The following is a 21,273-nucleotide window of genomic DNA, read 5'->3' as shown; positions in this document are numbered from 1 at the left end:
GAATCGGGGTGGAACTCCGCGTCCGTCGAGAACTCGGAGGAGGCGTACGGCGACTACCAGCTCGTGGCTGACGCGATCGCGGACAGGCTGCTCGACATCCGCGAGTCGTATTCACGGTCGCTCGACGAGGACGCTGCGAGCGAATATGCCGCCGAGTTCACGCGGCAGGCGACGCGTCGATATCGTCGCTACGCAACGTTGCTCGCCGACCTCGAGGGGGACTAGGAGCCTAGGCGGAGGCCTCCGTCTCGCGCGTCACATGGGCCGCAACCTCGTGGCCGCCGTTACTTCGGCGAACGAGGACGCGGGAATGACCCCGGGCCCATGTCGGCGGGTGCGGCCCACCCACGCAGGTTCGTCAGCTCGCGTCGACGTCGAGCGACGGTTCGCCTGGGTCGCGGGGCCGCAGGCAACGCGCGAGCTTGAGATGTACCGAAGCCTCCGCCTGGCGTCCCTGCTTCTCGAGTGCGCGGCCGAGTGCGTAGTGCGCGTAGTCGTCGACCGGTGAGAGCTCGAGCACCTTGCGGAACTCGAGCTCTGCTGCGCGCCAGTGCGTGATTCGGAAGTACGCGATGCCAAGAGCCTCGCGAATCGACGCTTTCTCCGGCTCGAGCCGACGCGCCCTCTCGAGCGGCACCGTCGCCTGCGCGGCCTCTCCGTCGCGGAGCCGCGCCTTGCCAAGCTGGAAGAGCTCGTACGCCTCGCTCATCTCCGCATGGTGCCAGCCGGGCTAGCTCCTGCGGAGCGACTTCACGGCGAGGAAGCCGCGGAGTCGCCTCGCCGGGCCGAGTCGCACTCGGAGGACGGAAAGGAGCTTGCGGAGCTCGGCCCGCGTCTCGTCCGCAGCGGGACCAGTGACGGCGGGCGGCCCGTAGCGAGCACGTGAGAAGGCGTTCGCAAACGCGTCACTCCCGACGCCGAGGCCTCTCAACTCCCCGACGAGCACGGAGACGGGCGCCGAACTCGTCACGGGTGCGCCCTGATCGCACATGAAGGCGGCGAGCTCCGCCCGAGCGGCCGAGGCGCGCCCGCGCGGATCACGCACGGACGACCACCTGAGCTGACGGCTGTACTTCGCCCCTGCGAGACCCACGAGCAAGGCTGCAACGACGAAGAACGGTGCGATGCCGAGCCAGTTCACACGGTTCTCCGCAGGCCCCTCGACCTGCGCCGGCGTGCCCCTTCGGGTCGGCGTGCGCCCGATCGCAGAGGAGCCGAGGAACCGCCCGGTTCCGAGCGCCCTGATCGCGTCGGCGGAGTCGGAGGCGTTCGTGTAGGTGGCGGACAGCGTGCCACGGCCCGGCGTCGGGTCGAAGGGAAGCCAGCCGAATCCCGCGAACCACACCTCGACCCATGCATGCGCATCGTGATCGGTGACCGTCCAGCCGTCGTCCTTCCATGTACCGCTCGAGAACCCGACTGCAACACGAGCCGGAACGCCGAGATACCGGAGCATGAGAGCCATCGCTCCTGCGAAGTGCTGGCAGTAGCCGCGCTTCGTTCGCTGCTGAAAGTCGGCAAGAGGAGGCAGGCTGCTCGACAGAGGCGGACGCTCGTCGTAGACAAAGCCGCCACCACTGCGAAGCCAGCGCTCGATCGCGATCGTCGCCTCATAGGGCGATCGAGCTCCCACCGTGAGCCGTCGCGCCTCACGCCAGGTTGCGCGGTAGGGAAGCAGGGCTCGGAAGCGCACGTCGGTGAACAACGACTCGATTTCCGACGCTCGGCTCGGCGTTCCGAACGGTGGCACGGTCGGGCGCCCGACGTCCAGGTACCGCGACAGCGAACGGGGATACGACGCAGGCGACTTCACGAGCTGCGCGGGGGTCGGCCTCGGCGCGTAGCTCCAGACGGTGTACCGCCGCAGGGGCACCGACCCACCCGTCTTGACCATGACTCCTCCGCTGAGGACTCGCGGCGGCGGTGCCGAGCCGGTGTCGATAGCCACGGGCTGCGCCGCCGCGATCACATGATCGTCGAGCAGCGCTCGAACCTCGACTTGCTGCTCCACCCAGTTCCGGGGCTTCGCTGCGGCCTCCGGCAGCAGCTCATCCGGAGGAAGGTTGCGCCCTTGCCCTCCCTGCGTTGTCGAATAGAGCGCTTCGATCCAACGGTCACCGGCGAAGGAGTCGAGGGTTGTCGCGCGCCAGTACAGACTGCGGCGCGGCGCAGTCACACGCAACACCGTCGTCTTGCCCGGCGGGAAGTCGATGCCGGCGTAGTTCGAGCTCCATACGAGCGCGACAGTGCGGCCCGCGTGTGACTCGCCGAAGAGATCCCAGCTCCGCCAGTCGAGCGCCGCAACGGAGGGCCGCGCGCCGATTCCAGCGAGGACGACAGCAGCGACCGTGACGGCTGAAACGACAGCGACGCCCGGGCCGAACGCAGCTCGATCCGGGGCGGCCGCCACCGCGACCGGCCAGAGGACGGCGAGCAGCGCGAGCGAACCCATCGCGATCGTGTTGCGAGACGGGTTGATTGTTGCCGGGGTGCCGACGCCTGCCGCGATGACAACCGCAGCGACGAACGGCCTGTCACCCGCGGTGACCGCCACTCCGAGAGCAAACATGGCCGCGAGGAGAGCAACCAGCACGGCGAGCTCGGTGTGCGCTGTGGCGACGAAGGGTGGCGCGAGCGCGTAAGCGTCAGCCAGCCCACGCTCGACGATCTCGCCGACGCTCGCCGATCCCGCTTGCACGATGACGACCACGACCGAAAGCCAGGCGAGCGCGGCAGCAGTGATCCGGACACCAAGGCGAGCCGGCAGCGACGGAACGAGGGCAACCCCCGCAACCGCGACGAGCGCACGGGGGCTCGCGTCAACCTCGAGCGTCGCCCACGCGTACATCACGACGATGACCGGAAGTGAGGCCGCGACGAGCCGCCGCGCACGTCCGCTAGGCACTGAGTGACCTCGTGAGGCCGCCAGCGAGCGCCTCCTCGATCGTCGACTCGGCCGAGACGACCGCAACGGGAATGCCCTGAGCGACGGCGCGAAGGAGCGCGGGCTGGGACCGTTCCCGGGGGCGCCCGACGAATGTCTGGGCTGCCACCGCGACGAGTGCCGCGGAACGGCCACGGCTCGTCAGGTCGAGCAACGGCTCGACGGCCAACTCCGGTAACCCGGTGACCACGATGATCTCGCGGGCGTGCGCCAGTGGTCCCGCCGACGCTCGCAGCGGGCCGACCACTCGGGCTCCGACCACCGGCATCACGCTGGCGAGGGCGTCGAGCGCGACGTCCCAGTCGTGCCCGGCCGAGCTCACCCGTACCGCATCGAACGATGGCGACGACCCGACGATCACGACGCGACGGCCCCACAACGCGTGCGCGAGTGCGAGCGCGCCGGCTGCCCGCACAGCCGCATCGAAGCTCGAGTTTCCTGCGGGACCGGCGCAGCCGTCGGGATCCTGATCGAGCACGACTACGAGATCGTCACGTGGTGCATCGTCGAGCTCCTTCACCATCAGACGGCCGCGTCTCGCGGTGCTCGGCCAGTGGACGCCCCGCAGCGGCTCACCGGGCGCATAGTCCCGAATCGCGTGGATCTCGAAACCGGACGGCCGGCGAAACGTCGAGCGAGCGGCGCCAGACTCCCTCGCTCCCAGGCTCGAGAAGAGCGATCGGAGCGTGGGGATCCGTGGACGGATGAGAACGGAGAGGCCGTCGTCGAATCGATCCTCGACACGCTCGAGACCAAGTGGATCGGAGAGCGTGACCTCGAGCGGCCCGAGCCTGTGGCGCCCGCGCGGCAGGCCCGTGAATGCTATCTCGGCCTGGAGTCCATGCATCCGGAGCCCCTCATCGATCGAGCCGAGTCGCTGTCGAAGCGCGATCGTCCCCCCGACGAGTTGGCGGGTCCGTCGCACGCGGACGACGATGCGCACGTCCCCGCCCTCGAGACGATCGCCCGGGAGGAGCCGCCGCTCGATATCGATCGAACCCTTCGCTCGGCGTGCCCAGAGCCGGGCGAACACACCGGCGAGCACGAGCCCCACCCCGACGACCATCGAAGGAGTCGAGCCGAACGCCCAGGAGGCAGCGAGGGCGATGGCCCCGAGCATGATGGCTCCGGAGCTTCGCCGCTTCACATCGGTGGTGACGTGCCGTCGAGTGCCTCGCGGACGACCTCCGCCGCGCCGAGGCCGGCTGACCGCGCCTCCGGAGCAAGCAGCAGCCGATGCCCGAGCACCGGTACGGCCATCGCACGAATGTCGTCGGGGGTGACGTACTCGCGTCGGCTGACGAGGGCGTGCGCCTTCGCGAGTCGGAGGAGGGCGATGCCCGACCGCGGGCTTGCGCCGAGAGCAAGGTAAGGATTGTCGCGGGTGTGCTGAAGGAGCGCGACGACGTATCGTGTGACGCTTTCCTCCACGTAGACATCTCGCGCAGCGAGAATCGAGGCTTCGATCTCGGCGCGGCCGGCGACGGCAGTGACACGATCGAGCGGCTCCTCACCCGTCTGCTCCGAGAGCATCCGAGCCTCCTCGCCACTCGGGGGGTATCCGATCGTCATCCGCACTGCAAAACGGTCGAGTTGTGCCTCGGGGAGCGGATATGTTCCCTCGTACTCGACGGGGTTCTGCGTGGCGATCGTCAGAAACGGCCGCTCGAGAGGGTAGGTCTCGCCGTCAATCGTGACCTGGGTCTCCTGCATGCCCTCGAGCAGAGCCGATTGCGTCTTCGGCGACGCCCGGTTGATCTCGTCGACGAGGAGAACATTCGCGAAGATCGGCCCTGGCCGGAATCGGAAGTGCTGCTCCTGCTGGTCATAGACGTTGACGCCGGTGACGTCGGAGGGCAGCAGATCGGGTGTGAACTGGAGACGCGAGAATCGAAGGTCGAGCGACCGGGCCAGCGTCTTCGCGAGCACTGTCTTGCCGACGCCGGGTACGTCCTCCACGAGCACGTGCCCCTCGGCGAGGAGGCAGAGCAACGGCAGCCTCAGCGTCGCAGCCGGCGCATGGACAACGGTCGCGAGACTCGCGATGACACGCTCCGCCACGTCTGCAGCGGCGTGCGCCCTGGATGGCTCGAGCACTGAGGCCTCGCTCACCGGCGCCCCTCGAGCAGACGCTCGACCTCGTCGAGCACGGCAACGGCGATCGCCGCTTTCGGGGCACGAGGAACGAGCGTGTCCCCGTCTGCGGTGACGAGCGTAACCTCGTTGTCGGGTACGTCAAAGCCGATGTCGTCGCGCCCGACGTCGTTGTATACGACGAGATCGACGTTCTTGCCGACAAGCATCCCCCGCTTTCGTTCGAGGCCGGCGGCGCCATGCTCGGCTCCGAAGGCAACGAGCACCTGCGCGGCCGTCCGCCGCATACCGAGTTGTCGCGCGATGTCGGGCGTCGGGGTGAGCGCGATCTGCCAGACGTCGTCGTCCTTGGCCCGCTTGCCGTCGACCGGCGCGGCCGCCCGGTAGTCGCCTACCGCAGCCGCCATCAGAATCACGTCCGCACCGGAGCGCTGAAGCGCCTCACGTTCGAGGTCGGCAGCGGTTGGTGTCTCGATCACCGTCACCCCGGGCGGGACAGCTGCTGTGACGTTCGCTGCGAGAAGCGTGACGCGCGCACCTCTTCGTCGCGCCTCGGCGGCGAGTGCAAGTCCCATTCGACCCGATGAGCGATTGCCGACGAAGCGGATCGAGTCGATCGGCTCGCGCGTGCCACCCGCTGTCACGACAACGTCGAGGCCGTCGAGGCTGCCGGCAGCTCGCAGCAGATCCTCGATCCGCGAAGCGATCTCCGCTGGCTCGGCCATCCTCCCCATCCCGACCTCGCCTTCTGCGAGCTCTCCACTCGCAGGGCCGACGATCTCGACGCCTCGCTCGCGCAGCAGGGCAACGTTTGCCTGCGTGGCCGGGTGATTCCACATCCGGGTGTTCATCGCGGGAGCGGCCAGAATCGGCCCGTCGTGCGCAAGCGCGGTCTCCGTCAGGATGTCATCCGCGAGGCCGTGGGCCAAGCGGGCCATCGTGTGCGCTGTGAGCGGCGCGATGACCAGAAGGTCCGCTCGCTGCAGGTGCGGATACAGGCCGGCTGTTCCTGCATGAGCAACGGGGCTCCTCGCGAGCGCCGCGAACGTCTCGGCCGCAACAAAGCGCTCGGCTCCGCGCGTTGGCACCGGAATGACCTCATGGCCCGCGCCAACAAGGAGGCGGATCACCTCGCAAGCCTTGTAGGCAGCGATACCGCCGGTAATGCCTAGAACGATGCGCGCCACCAACGTAGTGTGCCCATAAACGCCGGGCTGAGTGTGGAGCGCGAGGGTGGAAGAACGTTTGTCTAGGCGGGCGAGGTGTAGCGAATCTTCGCCTGAGCGATCTCTTCCATCGCCATCGTGAGATAGTTCTTCGAGCGCGACTCGATCAACGGCGGCGGGGCGCTGTCGAAGCCCATTCCCTCGCCGAGCTGATGGTGATAGCTGTTGATCTGGCGCGCCCGCTTGGCAGCGACGATGACCAGCGCGTAGCGCGAGTCGACGTGCTCCAGCAGGTCATCGATGCGAGGTTCAATCACGAGAACGCCATGGTAGCTGCGAACTCGAGCTCCTGCGCGACGATGGCGCAGAGGGAGCCGGTTGCGCGCTCAACATCGTCGTTTCGCACCATATAGCGGAAGTTGTGGGCCTGCTCGAGCTGGTACCTCGCGAGCTCGATCCGGGCACCGATCTCGCCCGTCGACTCGGTTGCCCGATCCCGGAGTCGCCGCTCGAGCTCCTCGACGGGCGCGGCGATGAACAGGGTGACGCTTCCCGGGACGCTCTCCTGAACGCGTAGCGCACCGTCGAGCTCGAGCTCGAGGACACACACGCGGCCGTCGTCTGCAACCCGCTGCATCTCGCTCGTCAGCGTTCCGTAACGCTTTCCCGAGACGTACTCGACGTGCTCGAGGAACGCCCGGGCCGCGATCCGCTCCACGAAGGTCGCCTCGTCCAGGAAATGATACTCGACGCCGTCCGTCTCCCCCGGACGCTGCGGCCTCGTGGTCGCCGAGATCGCGACCTCGAGCACGGGGATACGCTCGACGAGTGTCTTGATCAACGTTCCCTTGCCGGCACCCGATGGGCCGGTGATAACGAACACGGGAGCAGGACGCACGCGGCGGGCCGCTCGCGCTATCGGTTGAACAGCGACACGAGCTCGGCGCGCTGCCGATCGGAAAGCCCGCCGACGGTCTTGGACTGGCTGATCCTGCACTGGTTCAGAAGGCGTGCTGCCTTGACGCTCCCGAACTTCGGAACGGCCATCAGCATGTCGAAAACCTTCGCGGTCGAGACGTACTCGGGCGGATCGAGCAGGATGCCCTCGATCTGAACTGTTCCGTCTTTGAGATCCTTCTTCAACTGCGCGCGGCGGACGCGAATATCGTTCGCCCGCTTGAGTGCTTCCATCCTCTGGTCGAGAGACCGGGCTGGTGCCTGCACTTGAATCTTCGACGCAACCATGAGCGGACGAGTCTAGCAATCCGGCAGACAGGGTCAAGTGGAACCATTTTCTGCCATTTGCAGGGAAATTATTGAGTCAACTATTGGCAGCGCCACGCGCATCGAGCGGATCTGCGTACCCGCGAGCCGCGGATTCGGCCTCGAGCTCCATGCGGATCCGATTGGGTGCTGTCGGATCTGAAAACAGAACGGTGCCCAGAGAGACAACGCTTGCGCCGGCTGCGATGAGCTCGAGAGCATCTTGCCCTGACCACACGCCGCCGAGCCCGACGATAGGAACGTCAACGGCGCGCGCGCACGCTGAGACGCATGCGAGGGCGACTGGTTTCAGAGCCGGGCCGGAGTAGCCACCGAACCCTCGTGCCAGTTTGGGTCGCAGTGTGGCGGAATCGAGCGCCATGCCCCGTAGCGTGTTCACGAGTGTCAGCCCGTCCGCTCCGGCAGCGACGACGGCGCGGGCAGACTCTGCGATGTCGGAGAGAGACGGTGAGAGCTTTGCGTACAGTGGCTTAACCGTGCTCGCCCGACACGCTGCAACGATTTGCGCCGAGGACTCAGGGGCCTCGTCAACGTTCGGGCACGAGAGGTTGAGCTCGATCACGTCGATGTCCCGGCGCCCGTCGAGCAGCTCACAGATGCCGCCGAAGTCGGCGGCAGAGAACCCGCCGACCGAGACCCAGATCGGAAGGTGCTGTGCTGCAAGTCGAGGCAAGGTGTCCGCGAGAAAAACCTCGATTCCGGGGCCTTGAAGCCCGATCGAGTTGAGCATCCCGGCCTCGGTCTCGGCGATCCTGACGGGTGGATTGCCCTCACGGGACTGCGGCGTGATCGTCTTCGTCACGAACGCGTCGAACTGAGCTGCGACGTCGGGGGCCGTCAGCGCATCGAGGCAACCACTGCCGTTGAGCAGCGGGGCGCTCACGCGGCGCGCAGGACCGGCCCTGCCACGCAGAGTCGCTGCAACCGCCCATCTATCTCGACGACGCACCCGTAGCACGCCCCGTAGCCACAGGCCATCGGCGCCTCCCAGGCAAGCTGTGCTTCCGGCACGCGTTGGCGCACGGCTTCGAGCATCGGCTCCGGACCACAAGCGAGCACGTCGTACGGTTCCTCCGGGAGAAGCGATGTGACCAGGACAGGATCGAGCACGACGTCGGCGCCCGGGATCAGCGCGGCCGCCTCCGCGTGATGCGCCGAGCGAAAGCCGAGGATGGCGGGCACCTCGCCGAGAGCCTGGATCAGGTAGGGGAACGGGGCGACGCCGATGCCCCCGCCGACGATCAGCGGCCGCGGCACCGTCAGGTCGAAACCGTTTCCTAGCGGCCCGAACACGTGGAGGTGGTCGCCGGGTTCGAGGTCGCAGAGCGCCCGAGTCCCCGGTCCGATCGCGTCGATCAGAAAGCAGAGGTCGCCCGCCTCGACAAGGCAGAGCGACATGGGCCGCGGTAGAACATGACCCGGCGGGTGGAGCATGAAGAACTGGCCCGGGGTGCCCGGCTCGATTCCACCTGCCGAGACGCGCAGGAGCGTGTATGGCCCGATCGACTCCGCCCCGGTGACTCGGACCAGCTCGCGGTATGCGCCCGAGACGGGGCCGTTCACGATTCGATTCCGATGCGCTCCTGCAGCGAAAGGGCGGTCTCTGCGCGGGCGTTTGCGATCGCATGGACAGCTGCGGCGGCGCCCGAGATGGTGGTAATGCACGGGACCCGAGCGCTCAGCGCCGCCTCGCGGATGCGATACCCGTCGGCGCGGGCACCGGATCCCTGAGGAGTGTTGATGATCAGATCGCAGCGGCCGTCCGCGATGAGGTCGACAACCGTCTGCTCGTCGGCTGTGGCATCAGCGACCTTCGCTATCTCCCCCACCTCGAGGCCCGCAGCGCGAAGCGTGCGAGCGGTGCCATCCGTGGCCACGATCTCGAACCCGAGGCCCGCGAGTGCAGCGGCGATCGAGACGACGCTCGACTTGTCGTTGTCGTTCACCGAGAGGAAGGCCGTGCCCGTTGCCGGCAATGGGCGCCCCGCTGCGCGCTCCGCCTTCGCGAATGCCGTCGGAAGGTCCGACGCGCTCGCCATCACCTCGCCCGTCGAGCGCATCTCGGGCCCGAGCACCGGGTCGGCTCCGGGGAACCGCGCGAAGGGCAGCACAGCGGCTTTCACGCTGACCTGGGTGGGTCGCGGCGTCGGAAGGTCGAGATCCCGCAGCTTCTGCCCGGCCGCAAGCTTGCAGGCAGCCTCGACGAGGTTGATTCCGATCGCCTTCGAGGCAAACGGGACCGTGCGCGAGGCGCGTGGATTTGCCTCGAGGACATAGACGATCGAGTCTGCGATCGCGAGCTGGATGTTCACGAGTCCGACGACGCCGAGGGCCGGCGCGAGACGCTTGACGATGTGCTCGACCTCGAGGGCGTTCGCGAGGGTGAGCGACTGCGCCGGCAGCACGCACGACGAATCGCCGGAGTGGACACCCGCCTCCTCGACGTGCTGCATGACGGCCGCGATGAAGACGTCCTCGCCGTCACAGAGCGCATCAACGTCGATCTCGACGGCGTTCTCGACAAATCGATCGACGAGAACCGACCCGGAGACCGCACCCATGGCCTTCCGCAGCTGCCCATCGTCGTAACAGACGCGCATCGCACGGCCACCGAGCACGTACGACGGTCGAACGAGCACCGGATACCCGATCTCGGCAGCGGCCAGGAGTGCCTCGTCGACGCCGTCCACGGTTGCCCACGGGGGGCAGCGGATGCCGAGTTCGTCGGCGAGTGCACCGAACAGCTCACGGTCTTCGGCAAGATCGATCGCAGTCAGGGGCGTGCCCATGATCGCGTAGCCGGCTGCCTCGATATGGCGGGCGAGGCGTAGCGGTGTCTGGCCTCCGAACTGCGTGACGACGCCTTCCGGCTCCTCCCGGTCGAGAACGGCGAGCACCTCCTCGGGTGAGAGCGGCTCGAAGTACAGTCGGTCGGACGTGTCGTAGTCAGTCGAGACCGTCTCCGGGTTGCAGTTGATCATGACTGCCTCGTAGCCGAGCGCCCTGAATGTCTGGACCGCGTGCACGCAGCAGTAGTCGAACTCGATCCCCTGGCCGATCCGGTTCGGCCCGGAACCGATGATCACGACCCGCGGCTTCGTCGCGACCGGCAACGCCTCGTCTTCCTCACCCCAGGTCGAGTAGTAGTAGTTGGAGCCCGCCTCGACCTCGCCTGCGCACGAGTCGACACGGCGGTACGACGGCTTGATGCCCCTCGCGTACCGCGCGCGCCGCACGTCATCGCCGCTCGTGCCCCAGGCGGCGCCGATCGAATCGTCACCCCATCCGGCACGCTTGGCACGGAGGATGTCGAGCGACGCCAGCTCGCGTCGCGCGTGCGCGAGTTGCTCCTTGAACCAGGGATGGACACCTTCGGGTATGTCGTCGAACGTCGCCCACGGGGTTGCCGAGCCGGGATCGAGCTCGCGCGATCCAAATCCCTTGAGAAACGCTTCCGTGAACGTGCGGCCGATTCCCATCGCCTCGCCGACCGACTTCATCTGTGTCCCGAGCGTCGTATCCGCTCCCGGAAATTTCTCGAACGCAAAGCGTGGGAACTTGACGACGACGTAGTCGAGTGTCGGCTCGAAGCTCGCGGGAGTCGTCTTCGTGAGGTCGTTCGGAATCTCATCGAGCGTGTAGCCGACGGCGAGCTTCGCGGCGACCTTCGCGATCGGGTAGCCAGTTGCCTTTGATGCGAGCGCCGAGGAGCGGGAGACGCGGGGGTTCATCTCGATAACGCGGATGTCGCCGGTGTCGCGGTTGCGCGCAAACTGGATGTTCGAGCCGCCAGTCTCGACGCCGACGGCGCGGATGATTGCGACCGAGGCGTCACGGAGTTCCTGGTACGCCTCGTCGGAGAGCGTCATCTGCGGTGCAACCGTGACCGAGTCGCCCGTGTGGACGCCCATCGGATCGAGGTTCTCGATCGAGCAGACGATCACAACGTTGTCGTTCAGGTCGCGGATCACCTCGAGTTCGAACTCGTCCCACCCACGAATCGATTCCTCCACGAGCACCTGCGTGATAGGGCTTTCGCGGAGGCCCCGCTCGACGATTGCGCGGAGTTCCTGCTCCGTCTCGGCAAACCCACCGCCGTGCCCGCCGAGCGTGAACGCCGGACGCACGACCGCCGGGGCAGGAATCGGGCCAAGCTGGTCGATCAACGTGACGATCTGCGAGCGCGGGGTACGCAGTCCGCAGCTCTCGACCGCATCGCGGAAGAGGGAGCGATCCTCGGCTCGACGGATCACGTCGACCCGCGCGCCGATCAGCTCGACGCCAAGCTCGTCGAGAACACCGGATTCGGCCAGCTCGATCGCGAGGTTGAGCGCTGTCTGCCCGCCGAGTGTCGGAAGAAGTGCATCGGGGCGCTCGCGGCGAAGCACGTCGGTCACGCCGGCGACATCGAGGGGCTCGATATACGTGCGGTCGGCGAAGCCGGGGTCGGTCATGATCGTCGCCGGGTTGGAGTTGACCACAATCGTGCGGAAGCCGTCCTCGCGGAGGACCTTCAGCGCCTGGCAACCCGAGTAGTCGAACTCGCAGGCCTGGCCGATCACGATCGGGCCAGAGCCGATCAGGCAGATCGATTCGATGTCGGTGCGGCGGGGCATCAGGCAGGTTGCAGGCCCTCGACCCAGCGCTCGAGGATCGGCCACGCATCGTGCGTACCTGGGCCTGCCTCCGGATGGAACTGGACGGATCGAGCGTTCAGCTCGGGATAGTCGAAGCCCTCGACCGTGCCGTCGTACAGAGAGACGTACGTCGCCTCGCGCTCATCGGTGGCCGCGACCGCAAACCCGTGATTCTGGCTCGTGACGAGTACCCTGCCAGTGGCGCGCTCGAGCACAGGGTGATTTGCACCCCTGTGGCCGAATGGCAGCTTGTAGGTCGAGTGCCCCGTCGCCAGGCCGAGTAGCTGGTGCCCGAGGCAGATTCCGAGGATGCTCGTCCGCCCGAGGAGATCGGCGATAGCCGCGACTTCGTCGACCAGCGGTTCCGGATCGCCCGGGCCGTTGGAGAGCAGGACGCCATCGTACTCGGCGAGCTCGTCTGCGGCGGCTGCATGGGGGTACACGGTCACGGCCGCCCCCGCCCGCTGGAGTCGGCGCATGATCGATGCCTTCGCCCCGTAGTCGACGACTGCGACGCGGACGCGGCCAGCCTCGTTGAAGCGTGTCGCCTCGACGGAGGAGACCGCGGAGACGAGCGCCTGCCCCTCCATTGCCGGCTGCTGTCGGATCAGGTCGATCGCTGCGGTCACGTCGAGCTCGTCGTCGTTCGCGACGACGGCTGCGCGCATCGCCCCCGCCGCGCGGATGCGCAGGACGAGCATTCGCGTATCGACGTCCTCGAGAGCGACGATGCCGTGCGAGGCGAGCCATTCAGCCCAGGCGGCCCCACCGCAGCGCCGCATGAGGACGCCCTTGACCCACGGCTGGGAGGATTCGAGCCTGGCGTCGTCGACGCCGTAGTTGCCGATCATCGGTGCCGTGAAGGTGACGAGCTGACCCGCGAAGCTCGGGTCCGTGACCGTCTCCTGGTACCCGGTCATCGCCGTCGTGAAGACCGCCTCACCGAAGGCGACTCCCTGAGCTGCAACCGAACGGCCCGTGATGACGGTTCCGTCCTCGAGCGCGATATACCCGACGCTCATGGCGCGTGCACGACCCTGCCGTCGGCGATCGTCTTGACGATCGAGCCTGTCAGCGTCTCGCGCAGAAGCCACGAGTTCGTCGAACGTGACCTGAGTCGATCTTCGGTCACGAGCCAGCGCGCATCCAGATCGAGGAGCACGAGGTTTGCTCGTTCGCCGACCGCGATCCGCGGTACGGGAAGGCCGAAGACACGGGCCGGCCCGGTCGACATACGCTCGAGAACGAGCTCTAGCTCGAGCTCGCCCGTCTCGACGAGGAAGGTGTTGAGTGCCGCGAAGGCCGTCTCGAGGCCGGTGACGCCGAAAGGAGCCTCCTCGAACGGCGTCTCCTTCTCGTGACGAGCGTGCGGCGCGTGATCGGTCGCGATGGACCCGATGGTTCCGTCCCGAAGTCCCTCGAGCAACGCCTGTCGATCGTCCTCCGCCCGGAGCGGTGGATTCATCTTGCGGTTGGTGTCGAGGGTGCGCACGGTTTCGTCAGTGAGGCAGAGATGGTGCGGTGAGACCTCCGCCGTGACACGCACCCCGCGAGCCTGCGCGGCGCGTACGGCGGCGACGGACTCCCGCGCAGATAAATGCATTATATGCAGAGGCCGTTGTAGATATGCGGCAATGGAACAGTCACGCTCGATCATCACCGACTCCGCGATCGACGGCCACCCGGCAAGACCGAGGGCCGCCGAGACCGAGCCCTCGTTCATCTGCCCGTCTCGGGAGAGGCTCGGATCCTCCTCGTGGAGCGAGAGGATCCGCCGCGCCGCGCCGCTGTACTGCAGAGCCCGCTGCATCAGCCCGCTGGAGACGACGGGATGGCCGTCGTCAGTGAACGCCGCGGCGCCGAGTCGGGCCAACTCGACCATTTCGGTGAGCTCCTCTCCCCGCAGGCCCTTCGAGATCGAGGCCATGAACCCCGTCGGAATGACGGCGTCCGCGCGCGCCTGCTCGATCAGCGCACCGAGCACCGCTGCGGAGTCGACGACAGGATCGGTGTTCGGCATCGCGAGAATCGCGCAGTAGCCGCCCGCAGCCGCAGCGGCGGTGCCGGTCGCGATCGTCTCCTCGTCCTCTCGCCCTGGCACACGCAGATGGACGTGAGGGTCGACGAACGCCGGTGCGAGCACGAGGCCGGGTGCCGGCTCTCCGGCGCGCTCGATGCTCGTGATCACGCCGTCCTCGACGGCCACGTCAAACGCACCGTCGATCTCAGCCGCCACGTCGACAACCCGAGCGCCGCGGACAGTGAGGGTGTCGCCGGGCCTATCCGGCCAGAAGAGCGTCATGCGACCTCCAGCGGGCGGGCGTCGTCGCCGGGCGCGCCGGCGAGAAGGTCGTAGAGGACTGCCATCCGCACGACGAGCCCGAAGCGCACCTGCTCGGAGATGAGCGATCTCGCCGAGTCGGCAACGTCCGGCGCTATCTCGACGCCGCGGTTCATCGGTCCCGGGTGCATCACGATCTGGCTCGGGCGGAGACGGTGCGCCGTCACTCCCCATTCGGCAGCGTACTCGCGGAGCGAGGGTACGTAGGCGGCTCCCGGATCCATCCGCTCCCGCTGCATGCGCAACACGTAGACGACGTCGGCCGACCCGATGTCGGCGATGTCCGTCGAAACCCCACAGCCCATCGACTCGATGCCGCGAGGAATGAGCGTCGGCGGCCCCACGAGCGTAGCCCTCGCGCCGACGAGGGCGAGTGCCTCGATGAGCGATCGGGCGACCCTCGAGTGGAGAACGTCGCCGACAATCGCCACGTGAAGCCCGTCGAGGCGACCGAGCGCCTCGCGCATCGTGTAGAGATCCAGCAGCGCCTGCGTGGGATGCTGATGCTTCCCGTCGCCGGCGTTGACGATGTGAGCGTGCGTCACGCTCGCGACGAGCTCGGGAGCGCCGATGTGCGGATGCCGAATCACAATCACATCCGGGTCGTACTCGGCGAGCGTAAGGGCAGTGTCCTTCAGCGATTCGCCCTTGTCCACCGAGGAACCCGACGAGCGGAGTGCCATCGTGTCGGCCGAAAGCCGCTTCGCGGCGAGGTCGAAGCTCGACAGCGTGCGCGTCGAAGACTCGTAGAAAAGGTTGACGATGAGCCGCCCCCGGAGCGCGGGCAGCTTCTTGACCTCCCGGTCCAGAGAGCGCGCGATCGTGGACGCGGTGCCGAGGAGCCGCTCGACGGCGTTGCGGTCGAGATCGGAGATGCCGAGCAGATGGCGGCGCGGCGGCGGCGGGTCACCCTCGCGCGCGATCCTCAACGGTGCGGTCGTGAGCTCACTCATGGGGGCTCCCTGCGAGCAGGACGCGATCCTGCCCGTCGATCTCGACCAGCTCGACGCTGACCCGCTCGCTCCTTGCGGTGGGTACGTTCTTCCCCACGTAGTCGGGCCGGATCGGAAGCTCTCGGTGCCCGCGGTCGATGAGGACGGCGAGCTGCACCCGTGCCGGGCGGCCGTACTCGAGGAGCGCGTCGATCGCCGCGCGGATGGTTCGACCCGTGTAGAGCACGTCATCGACGAGCACGACCGTCTTTCCTGCGAGCGCGAAGTCGAGCTCCGTGCCTCGGACGAGGGGTTGCGCATGGAGCGGCGAATCCCCACCCCGCGCAAGCACGTCGTCGCGATGGAAGGTGATGTCGACGGCACCCGCGTCCACCGTGATCCCGGAGCGCTCGGCGAGGAGCTGGCGCAGCCGGTCGGCGATAGGCACACCCCGCGTGTGGATTCCGACGAGCGCGAGGGCACCGGGATCGGCATTGCGCTCGATCAGCTCGTGCGCGATCCGCGAAAGCGTCCGTCCAACGGCTGCGTCGTCGAGCAAGATCTTCGGCGCCGTTCGGCCCGGGACGTGCGAGTTCATGGCGCTCCTTTCCGACCTCTCGGGGCCGGTTTAAAGGGTCGCGCCACATTCTAGGGCACGGACCCGACGACCGTGGTGCGGGACGTCAGGCAGAGCGCCCGACGATCACGAGCTGATCGAGCCGGATAACGATCTCAGCAGGCAGATCCCGCCCGGCGCGGGCTTCACCCTCCTCGATCTCCTCGACCGGGAGGAGATCGAATGTCGAGATGTGCCTTCCCGCGATGCGCCGAAGCGCCTCGGCCCGGGTCAGCGTTGTCTCGGCGACGATCCGCCTCGTCTCGACGCGCGGGAAGCCGGCCGTGACGAGATCCGCCTCGAGGGCCGACTGCGTCGGGAAGCGGGCCCGATCGATGTCGCGTATCGACGGAAAGTACGGACACAGCCAGTACGTTTCGAAGTGATCCTCGTGAAACGTCGCGATGGCCGCCCTGCCCGCGGCAGCGACGACCCTGCGCGCCTCGGCAAGCGCGGCGCCCCTGTCGACGAGATGAATGACGAGCGACATCGTCACGCGATCGAACCACGAGTCGCGGAAGGGCAGGCTGTCGGCCATCGCCTGCCTGATCCCGACGCCGGCGGGAACCGTCGCGCGCGCAATCGAGACCATCTCTTCGCTCCCATCGACGCCCCAGACCTTGGCGCGCGCCTCGGTAGCGAGTGCAGCCGCCAGGCGGCCCGTGCCACAGCCGACATCGAGGATCCGCTGCCCGCGAAGAGCACCCAGTTCGACCAGGGCTTCGAACCGCGCCCACCAGGCGTCGTCGGGCGGCCGCAGCGTGTCATAGTCCCGCGCGCGGGCGTCGAAGTCCGGGCGCCGCTCTGGAGTCACGCGTCGGGCGCCGGGGCATCGGTTGGCGACCGCCTCGGGCGGGCGCCCCGATGGACGAGCGTCGGCTCGCCGCGCTCGGAATAAGGGATCTCGATAATGTCGAAGTCAGCGGGGACGACGGTGTTCGCAAACAGCTGACGCGCCTCGTCGCCGGCCTCGCGGCCGAAGTAGCGACTCGAGACGTGTGTCAGCGCGAGCATCTTGACGCCGGCCTCGCGGGCGACGACCGCTGCCTGCCCCGCCGTCGAATGGCCGGTCTCCCGCGCCCGTGGCAGTTCATCCCCGCAGAATGTTGCCTCGTGAACGAGCAAGTCCACGCCCTCGGCGGCCGCGACGACGGTCGCCGCAGGAGCCGTATCACCGGTCAGTGCAATCGACCGCGCCGGCCGTTCCACTCCGAGCACCTGTTCTGGGTGGACGATTTCGCCACTCGTGAGCGTCACCGACTCGCCGCGCTGAAGCGCACCTCGCTCACGCCCGGGAGGAACGCCGAGCGTGTCGGCGGTTGCGACGTCGAAGCGACCCGGGCGAGTCGCCTCGGCAATGAGATACCCGAGAGCCTGCGTGCGATGGTCGACGGCGAACGCACGGATCTCGTAGTCCCCCCGCGCGAGCACGTCCCCAGGCCCGATCTCGACGGTCTCCACGGGATACGTCAGGTTCCCGAAGACACGCCGCAAGGCTGCGAGCAGATCCCGCAGCCCGCTCGGACCGTAGAGCGTCAGCGGAACCTCCCGTCCCCGCAGGGCGAAGGTCTTGAGCATCCCCGGGAGCCCGAGGTAGTGGTCCGCGTGGAAGTGGGTGAGAAAGATCTCCTCGAGATCGATCAACCCGACGTCGGAGCGGAGCAGCTGGCGTTGGGTGCCTTCGCCGCAGTCGATGAGGATGCGATCGCCGCCACGCCGAATGAGCGTCGCCGACGTGGCGCGCTTGGCGGTGGGAGCCGAACCCGACGTCCCGAGGAACACGACGTCCAGATCCACGGGTCAGGAGTCTAGCGGGGGCGTCGGTGTCGGCCTGCGGAGGCTACGGAAGACGCAGGACCTGACCGGGAGCGATCGTCGAGCCGGTGAGGTGATTGACCTTGCGGAGATTCCAGACGCCCTCACGCGGATCGCCGCGATACGACGATGCGGCGATCGACCAGAGCGTGTCCCCCGGCTCTACCCGGTACGAGCGCGCCGACCCGCCGGCGTCCGAATCGCGAGCCAGGAGCGCCCACATGGCGACGGCGACGAGAGTGACGAGAAGGATCCGACCGAACATATGTTCGTCATCATGCACGAACAGGCGTTCGTTGTCAAGTGATCTGCCGTAGCTATCTCAGCTGACGCGAGAACGTCCTCGACCGAAACGCGCTCGACTCGGGGACGAGCCGCACCGCTACGGTCGCCGGCCGCAGGCGACCTTCCCGGCGGAACGTGAATCGAGCGGGCCGAAGGGGAAGCGCCTTGCCGCCGAGGCAACCCGGGCTCGTCGCGGTCCGACGCTCCATCGCCGTCGTTGCCGCGACACCGCCGAGCCTCCCGGGAAGCAGGCAAGCGACGACATCTGCCCCTTCCGCGGCGGTGGCCTCGAACCGGATCATTCTCCTGGCCTCGATCCGCCACGTCGGGGCCTCCGCGCCGATAACACGCTTCGCGGGATACCACGCGGGCGTCGGCGAGGTACAACCGGGCTCCGACTCGGTGATCGCCGTGCGCACGGCCGCTGCCGAGGCGCGCGGCGCGCCGTCGACGCGATGGAGGGCCGACTGGAAGCCGTCCCGTTCGATGTTGTCGTAGAAGCCGAAGAAGTTCAGCTCGGCGACGTGTGGGTCGCAGGCGACCTCGCGAACGAGCTCGCCGTAGATCAGCGCCTGCGAGTCCTCGTCGGTGACGACGACGTTCTCGACGCCCGAGTAGCCGACCAGCCCGTCGGTGTCGACCTGCCAGCCGACCTCGTCGAGATAGAGGCGGAGGCCGTTGACCGTCGTAGGCTGCGGCGTGCCGCGGAACGCGTCCCAGACTGCTTGTTCGATACGCCCGAGATCCGCGACGCCGGCGTTCGGCCAGGAGTAGCCCCGGTCGAGGCCATCGGTTGCCCGGTCCGGGTAGGGATGGAAGCTGAGGCCGTCCATCAGCGGCAGCATTCGCCCACTGGAGCGGTACCAGGTGCCGAGGGCAGCGAGAAATCGCACGGGCGAGGTGGAGATGTTGCTGAGCGCAGTCGGCCGGTCGTTGCCACGGGGCGAAAGGCCGAGGCCGATCACGCGGATCCCCGGGTCGACGGCCTTGAGCGCGTCGTAGCCGGCCGCGAGAAACGCACCGGTAGTGGCCGCCGAGGCGTTCGTGCCGTTCATCCGGAACTGTGGGCGGAGGAAGGCCGGCTGGTTCGGCTCGTTCATGACCACGAACTGCTTCACGCTGGGATATCGCTGCGCGACCGCCGTCAGCCAGGTGGCGAAGTCGGCAGGACGGACGAATCCACCCTCGAGCTCGCGCGGCGGATACGGGTAGACCGCAAGCACGACGCGGAGCCCGGCCCGTTCCGCCTCCGGAATCGCGCGGTCGAGTGCGTCCTGATCCTGGATGACGAGCGGCTCACTCGGCACCCAGCGAGTCGTCATCACCGACTGCTTCAGCTTGAGGCCGGCCATCTGGGAGAAGAACGCCGAGCCGGAATCCGCAGCCCACTTCGCGGTGTCGTCATTCGCCCCCACGTCGGCCGCAGGCGCCGCTCCCACCATCGCGAGGCTCGCCGCAACCACGACCATTGCCACAGTTCTCCGCACCGAAGTCTTCGATTCGCCGCAGGGCACCCTTGTCCTCGGCACCAGCTCGGAATCCTAGCGGCGTTCGAGGTGCTCGAGCAACGCATCGAGGAGGCGACGTGAGCCGAATCGAACGGGATCGTCGGCGACGAGACCCGTCTCTGCCTCGGCAGCAGCGATTGCTGCTCTGGCGCCGAGATCGTCGAGATTTCGCGTATTCAGCGCGATGCATGCGACTGCGGCTCGACGGCAAGGCAGCGAGACACGCTCGTGCAGGTCGACGAGCTCCGCGAGCGGAAGCAGCGGGTGGCCGGGATAGCCGTCGATCTCGGTCGCGCCCGCCATGTGACAGAGGACGAATGCGTGTGGTGCAGAGCCGTGGATCAGCCCGAGCGTGACTCCTGAGTACCCGGGATGCGAGATCGAGCCCTGGCCCTCGACGAGCAGGAGGTCTCCCCCACGCCGTCCTCCCTCGACAACGAGCCTCTCGGCAGCTCCGGCGATGAAATCGGCAACGACGGCATCGACGGAAATCCCCCAGCCCGCGATCGCGATGCCGGTCTGGCCTGTCGGGACAAACCTCGCGGAGATCCCGTGCGATTGCGCCTCGCGCGCGAGTTCGAGCGAGACCGTCATCTTTCCGATCGCGCAATCCGAGCCAACCGTGAGCACGATATCGCCGGGGACCTCGAGGTTTGCGCCTGTCGCGACATCGAGATCGGTTGGGGGGCGGCGCAGATCACGCAGGATCGCGCCGGATGCCGCTGCGAGAGGCGCGAGCTCGACGTCGTCCTCGATGAACTCGTGCAGCCCGTTGTCGATCCCGATTCCGTTTCGGATGCACTCCCGGAGCAGCTCCCGCCAGGCCGGAGGGAATCGCCCACCAACCGTTGCCACACCGACGAGCGCCGCCTCCGGCGCAAACCGCAACGAGGACTCGACATCGCCGACGATCGGCACATCCCGTTCCCGCTCGCCGGCGCGAGTCGAGTCCAGGATCGCGACCACGTCGTCGGCGCCGTAGCGCAGGACGCCGTTCATCGTCTTCGCCCAGTGCGGGTCGCCGGAGAACCCCTCGGCAAGGATCAGAAGACGTCGTGAGTTAGCCGACACCGAGTCCCGGCTCCTCCGACGGCACCTGTACGCCGTCGATGAATGCGACACCGGGACACGGGTCCTCGGCGAGCAGAAGATTGCCGTCGAGGTCGACGTGGTCGCAGAGCGGCGCGACGACGCAGCCGGCGGCGATCCCGATCCCCGACTCGACCATGCAACCGAGCATCACCCCGAGACCGAGGGCGCGGGCAGCGTGTGCCATCCTGATCCCCTCGCGAATGCCGCCCGACTTCGCGAGCTTGATGTTGATCCCGTGTGCGATTTCTCCACACCGTGCGACGTCGGCGAGCGTGTGGCAATCCTCGTCAACGTAGATCGGTATCGGAGATCGCTCCTTCAACTCCTCCCCCGTCGGGTCACCGGCCGTCAGCGGTTGTTCGACGTACGCGACGCCGAGCTCCGCAAGCTGCGGGATCGCCTCGAGCGCTTCGGCCAGCGACCACCACTCGTTGACGTCGACCTGCAACGTGACGTCGGTTCGCGAACGTACGGCGCGCACCCGTTCCACGTCGAGACCGTCGCCGCCGCCCAGCTTCAGCTTGAGGCGCTTGAACCGGTCTGCCACCTTCTCTGTTCG

At 67.6% G+C, this 21,273-nt stretch carries 22 protein-coding genes; 1 reads left to right on the top strand and 21 read right to left on the bottom strand.

Features of this window, described 5'->3' with window-relative positions:
- Positions 1–225: hypothetical protein (locus tag ABIR74_RS02950; RefSeq protein WP_348175122.1), on the top strand; the 225-nt coding region annotated here is incomplete at its 5' end.
- A gap of 133 nt (positions 226–358) precedes the next feature.
- Here the strand turns inward: ABIR74_RS02950 and ABIR74_RS02945 are convergent.
- The 21 genes from ABIR74_RS02945 to ABIR74_RS02845 form a co-directional block, all read right to left on the bottom strand.
- Positions 359–709 carry a hypothetical protein gene (locus ABIR74_RS02945; protein WP_348175121.1) on the bottom strand — a complete coding sequence of 117 codons (351 nt, stop codon included), beginning with the start codon at positions 707–709 and terminating at the stop codon, positions 359–361.
- Positions 710–730: 21 nt separating this feature from the next.
- Positions 731–2,905 carry a transglutaminaseTgpA domain-containing protein gene (locus tag ABIR74_RS02940; protein WP_348175120.1) on the bottom strand — a complete coding sequence of 725 codons (2,175 nt, stop codon included), beginning with the start codon at positions 2,903–2,905 and terminating at the stop codon, positions 731–733.
- Positions 2,898–4,064 (bottom strand): DUF58 domain-containing protein, encoded by a 1,167-nt coding sequence (locus tag ABIR74_RS02935; protein WP_348175119.1) that lies wholly within the window; start codon positions 4,062–4,064, stop codon positions 2,898–2,900. Before ABIR74_RS02935 ends, ABIR74_RS02940 begins: the two co-directional genes overlap by 8 nt.
- Before the next feature lie 23 nt (positions 4,065–4,087).
- A complete protein-coding gene (locus tag ABIR74_RS02930) occupies positions 4,088–5,056 on the bottom strand; it encodes an AAA family ATPase (protein ID WP_348175118.1) in 969 nt (322 codons plus the stop codon).
- Entirely contained in the window at positions 5,053–6,225 is a 1,173-nt protein-coding gene (gene coaBC, locus ABIR74_RS02925) for a bifunctional phosphopantothenoylcysteine decarboxylase/phosphopantothenate--cysteine ligase CoaBC (protein WP_348175117.1), read from the bottom strand. Before coaBC ends, ABIR74_RS02930 begins: the two co-directional genes overlap by 4 nt.
- A 62-nt stretch (positions 6,226–6,287) precedes the next feature.
- Positions 6,288–6,521 (bottom strand): DNA-directed RNA polymerase subunit omega, encoded by a 234-nt coding sequence (rpoZ, locus tag ABIR74_RS02920; protein ID WP_348175116.1) that lies wholly within the window; start codon positions 6,519–6,521, stop codon positions 6,288–6,290.
- Positions 6,518–7,102: a guanylate kinase gene (gene gmk, locus ABIR74_RS02915; RefSeq protein WP_348175115.1), complete on the bottom strand. Its 585-nt coding sequence runs from the start codon at positions 7,100–7,102 to the stop codon at positions 6,518–6,520. Before gmk ends, rpoZ begins: the two co-directional genes overlap by 4 nt.
- 17 nt (positions 7,103–7,119) lie before the next feature.
- Entirely contained in the window at positions 7,120–7,449 is a 330-nt protein-coding gene (gene mihF, locus ABIR74_RS02910; RefSeq protein ID WP_348175114.1) for an integration host factor, actinobacterial type, read from the bottom strand.
- A 76-nt stretch (positions 7,450–7,525) separates the two neighbouring features.
- The gene (locus ABIR74_RS02905; protein ID WP_348175113.1) at positions 7,526–8,371 is read right to left on the bottom strand and encodes a dihydroorotate dehydrogenase; all 846 of its coding nucleotides are present in this window, start codon (positions 8,369–8,371) and stop codon (positions 7,526–7,528) included.
- Positions 8,368–9,051 (bottom strand): hypothetical protein, encoded by a 684-nt coding sequence (locus ABIR74_RS02900; protein WP_348175112.1) that lies wholly within the window; start codon positions 9,049–9,051, stop codon positions 8,368–8,370. Before ABIR74_RS02900 ends, ABIR74_RS02905 begins: the two co-directional genes overlap by 4 nt.
- Positions 9,048–12,104, bottom strand: coding sequence for a carbamoyl-phosphate synthase large subunit (gene carB, locus ABIR74_RS02895; RefSeq protein ID WP_348175111.1), 3,057 nt, complete (start codon positions 12,102–12,104; stop codon positions 9,048–9,050). The genes ABIR74_RS02900 and carB overlap by 4 nt, the downstream gene beginning before the upstream one ends.
- The gene (carA, locus tag ABIR74_RS02890; protein WP_348175110.1) at positions 12,104–13,147 is read right to left on the bottom strand and encodes a glutamine-hydrolyzing carbamoyl-phosphate synthase small subunit; all 1,044 of its coding nucleotides are present in this window, start codon (positions 13,145–13,147) and stop codon (positions 12,104–12,106) included. The genes carB and carA overlap by 1 nt, the downstream gene beginning before the upstream one ends.
- Positions 13,144–14,427 (bottom strand): dihydroorotase, encoded by a 1,284-nt coding sequence (locus tag ABIR74_RS02885; RefSeq protein ID WP_348175109.1) that lies wholly within the window; start codon positions 14,425–14,427, stop codon positions 13,144–13,146. The genes carA and ABIR74_RS02885 overlap by 4 nt, the downstream gene beginning before the upstream one ends.
- The gene (locus tag ABIR74_RS02880; RefSeq protein ID WP_348175108.1) at positions 14,424–15,419 is read right to left on the bottom strand and encodes an aspartate carbamoyltransferase catalytic subunit; all 996 of its coding nucleotides are present in this window, start codon (positions 15,417–15,419) and stop codon (positions 14,424–14,426) included. Before ABIR74_RS02880 ends, ABIR74_RS02885 begins: the two co-directional genes overlap by 4 nt.
- A complete protein-coding gene (gene pyrR / locus ABIR74_RS02875; RefSeq protein ID WP_348175107.1) occupies positions 15,412–15,996 on the bottom strand; it encodes a bifunctional pyr operon transcriptional regulator/uracil phosphoribosyltransferase PyrR in 585 nt (194 codons plus the stop codon). The genes ABIR74_RS02880 and pyrR overlap by 8 nt, the downstream gene beginning before the upstream one ends.
- A gap of 85 nt (positions 15,997–16,081) precedes the next feature.
- Positions 16,082–16,828 carry a class I SAM-dependent methyltransferase gene (locus ABIR74_RS02870; RefSeq protein ID WP_348175106.1) on the bottom strand — a complete coding sequence of 249 codons (747 nt, stop codon included), beginning with the start codon at positions 16,826–16,828 and terminating at the stop codon, positions 16,082–16,084.
- Entirely contained in the window at positions 16,825–17,811 is a 987-nt protein-coding gene (gene rnz, locus ABIR74_RS02865) for a ribonuclease Z (RefSeq protein WP_348175105.1), read from the bottom strand. Before rnz ends, ABIR74_RS02870 begins: the two co-directional genes overlap by 4 nt.
- Before the next feature lie 43 nt (positions 17,812–17,854).
- On the bottom strand, positions 17,855–18,094 hold the full coding sequence (locus tag ABIR74_RS02860; RefSeq protein ID WP_348175104.1) for a LysM peptidoglycan-binding domain-containing protein: 240 nt from the start codon (positions 18,092–18,094) through the stop codon (positions 17,855–17,857).
- 52 nt (positions 18,095–18,146) lie between these two features.
- Entirely contained in the window at positions 18,147–19,601 is a 1,455-nt protein-coding gene (locus ABIR74_RS02855) for a hypothetical protein (protein ID WP_348175103.1), read from the bottom strand.
- A gap of 54 nt (positions 19,602–19,655) precedes the next feature.
- The gene (locus ABIR74_RS02850; protein WP_348175102.1) at positions 19,656–20,693 is read right to left on the bottom strand and encodes a DUF1611 domain-containing protein; all 1,038 of its coding nucleotides are present in this window, start codon (positions 20,691–20,693) and stop codon (positions 19,656–19,658) included.
- On the bottom strand, positions 20,683–21,273 hold a 591-nt coding region (locus ABIR74_RS02845), incomplete at its 5' end, for an enolase C-terminal domain-like protein (RefSeq protein WP_348175101.1). The genes ABIR74_RS02845 and ABIR74_RS02850, both read right to left, overlap by 11 nt.

The organism is Gaiella sp., assembly GCF_039915195.1.
Classification (GTDB): domain Bacteria; phylum Actinomycetota; class Thermoleophilia; order Gaiellales; family Gaiellaceae; genus Gaiella.
This window is presented reverse-complemented; position numbering and strand designations above follow the sequence as displayed.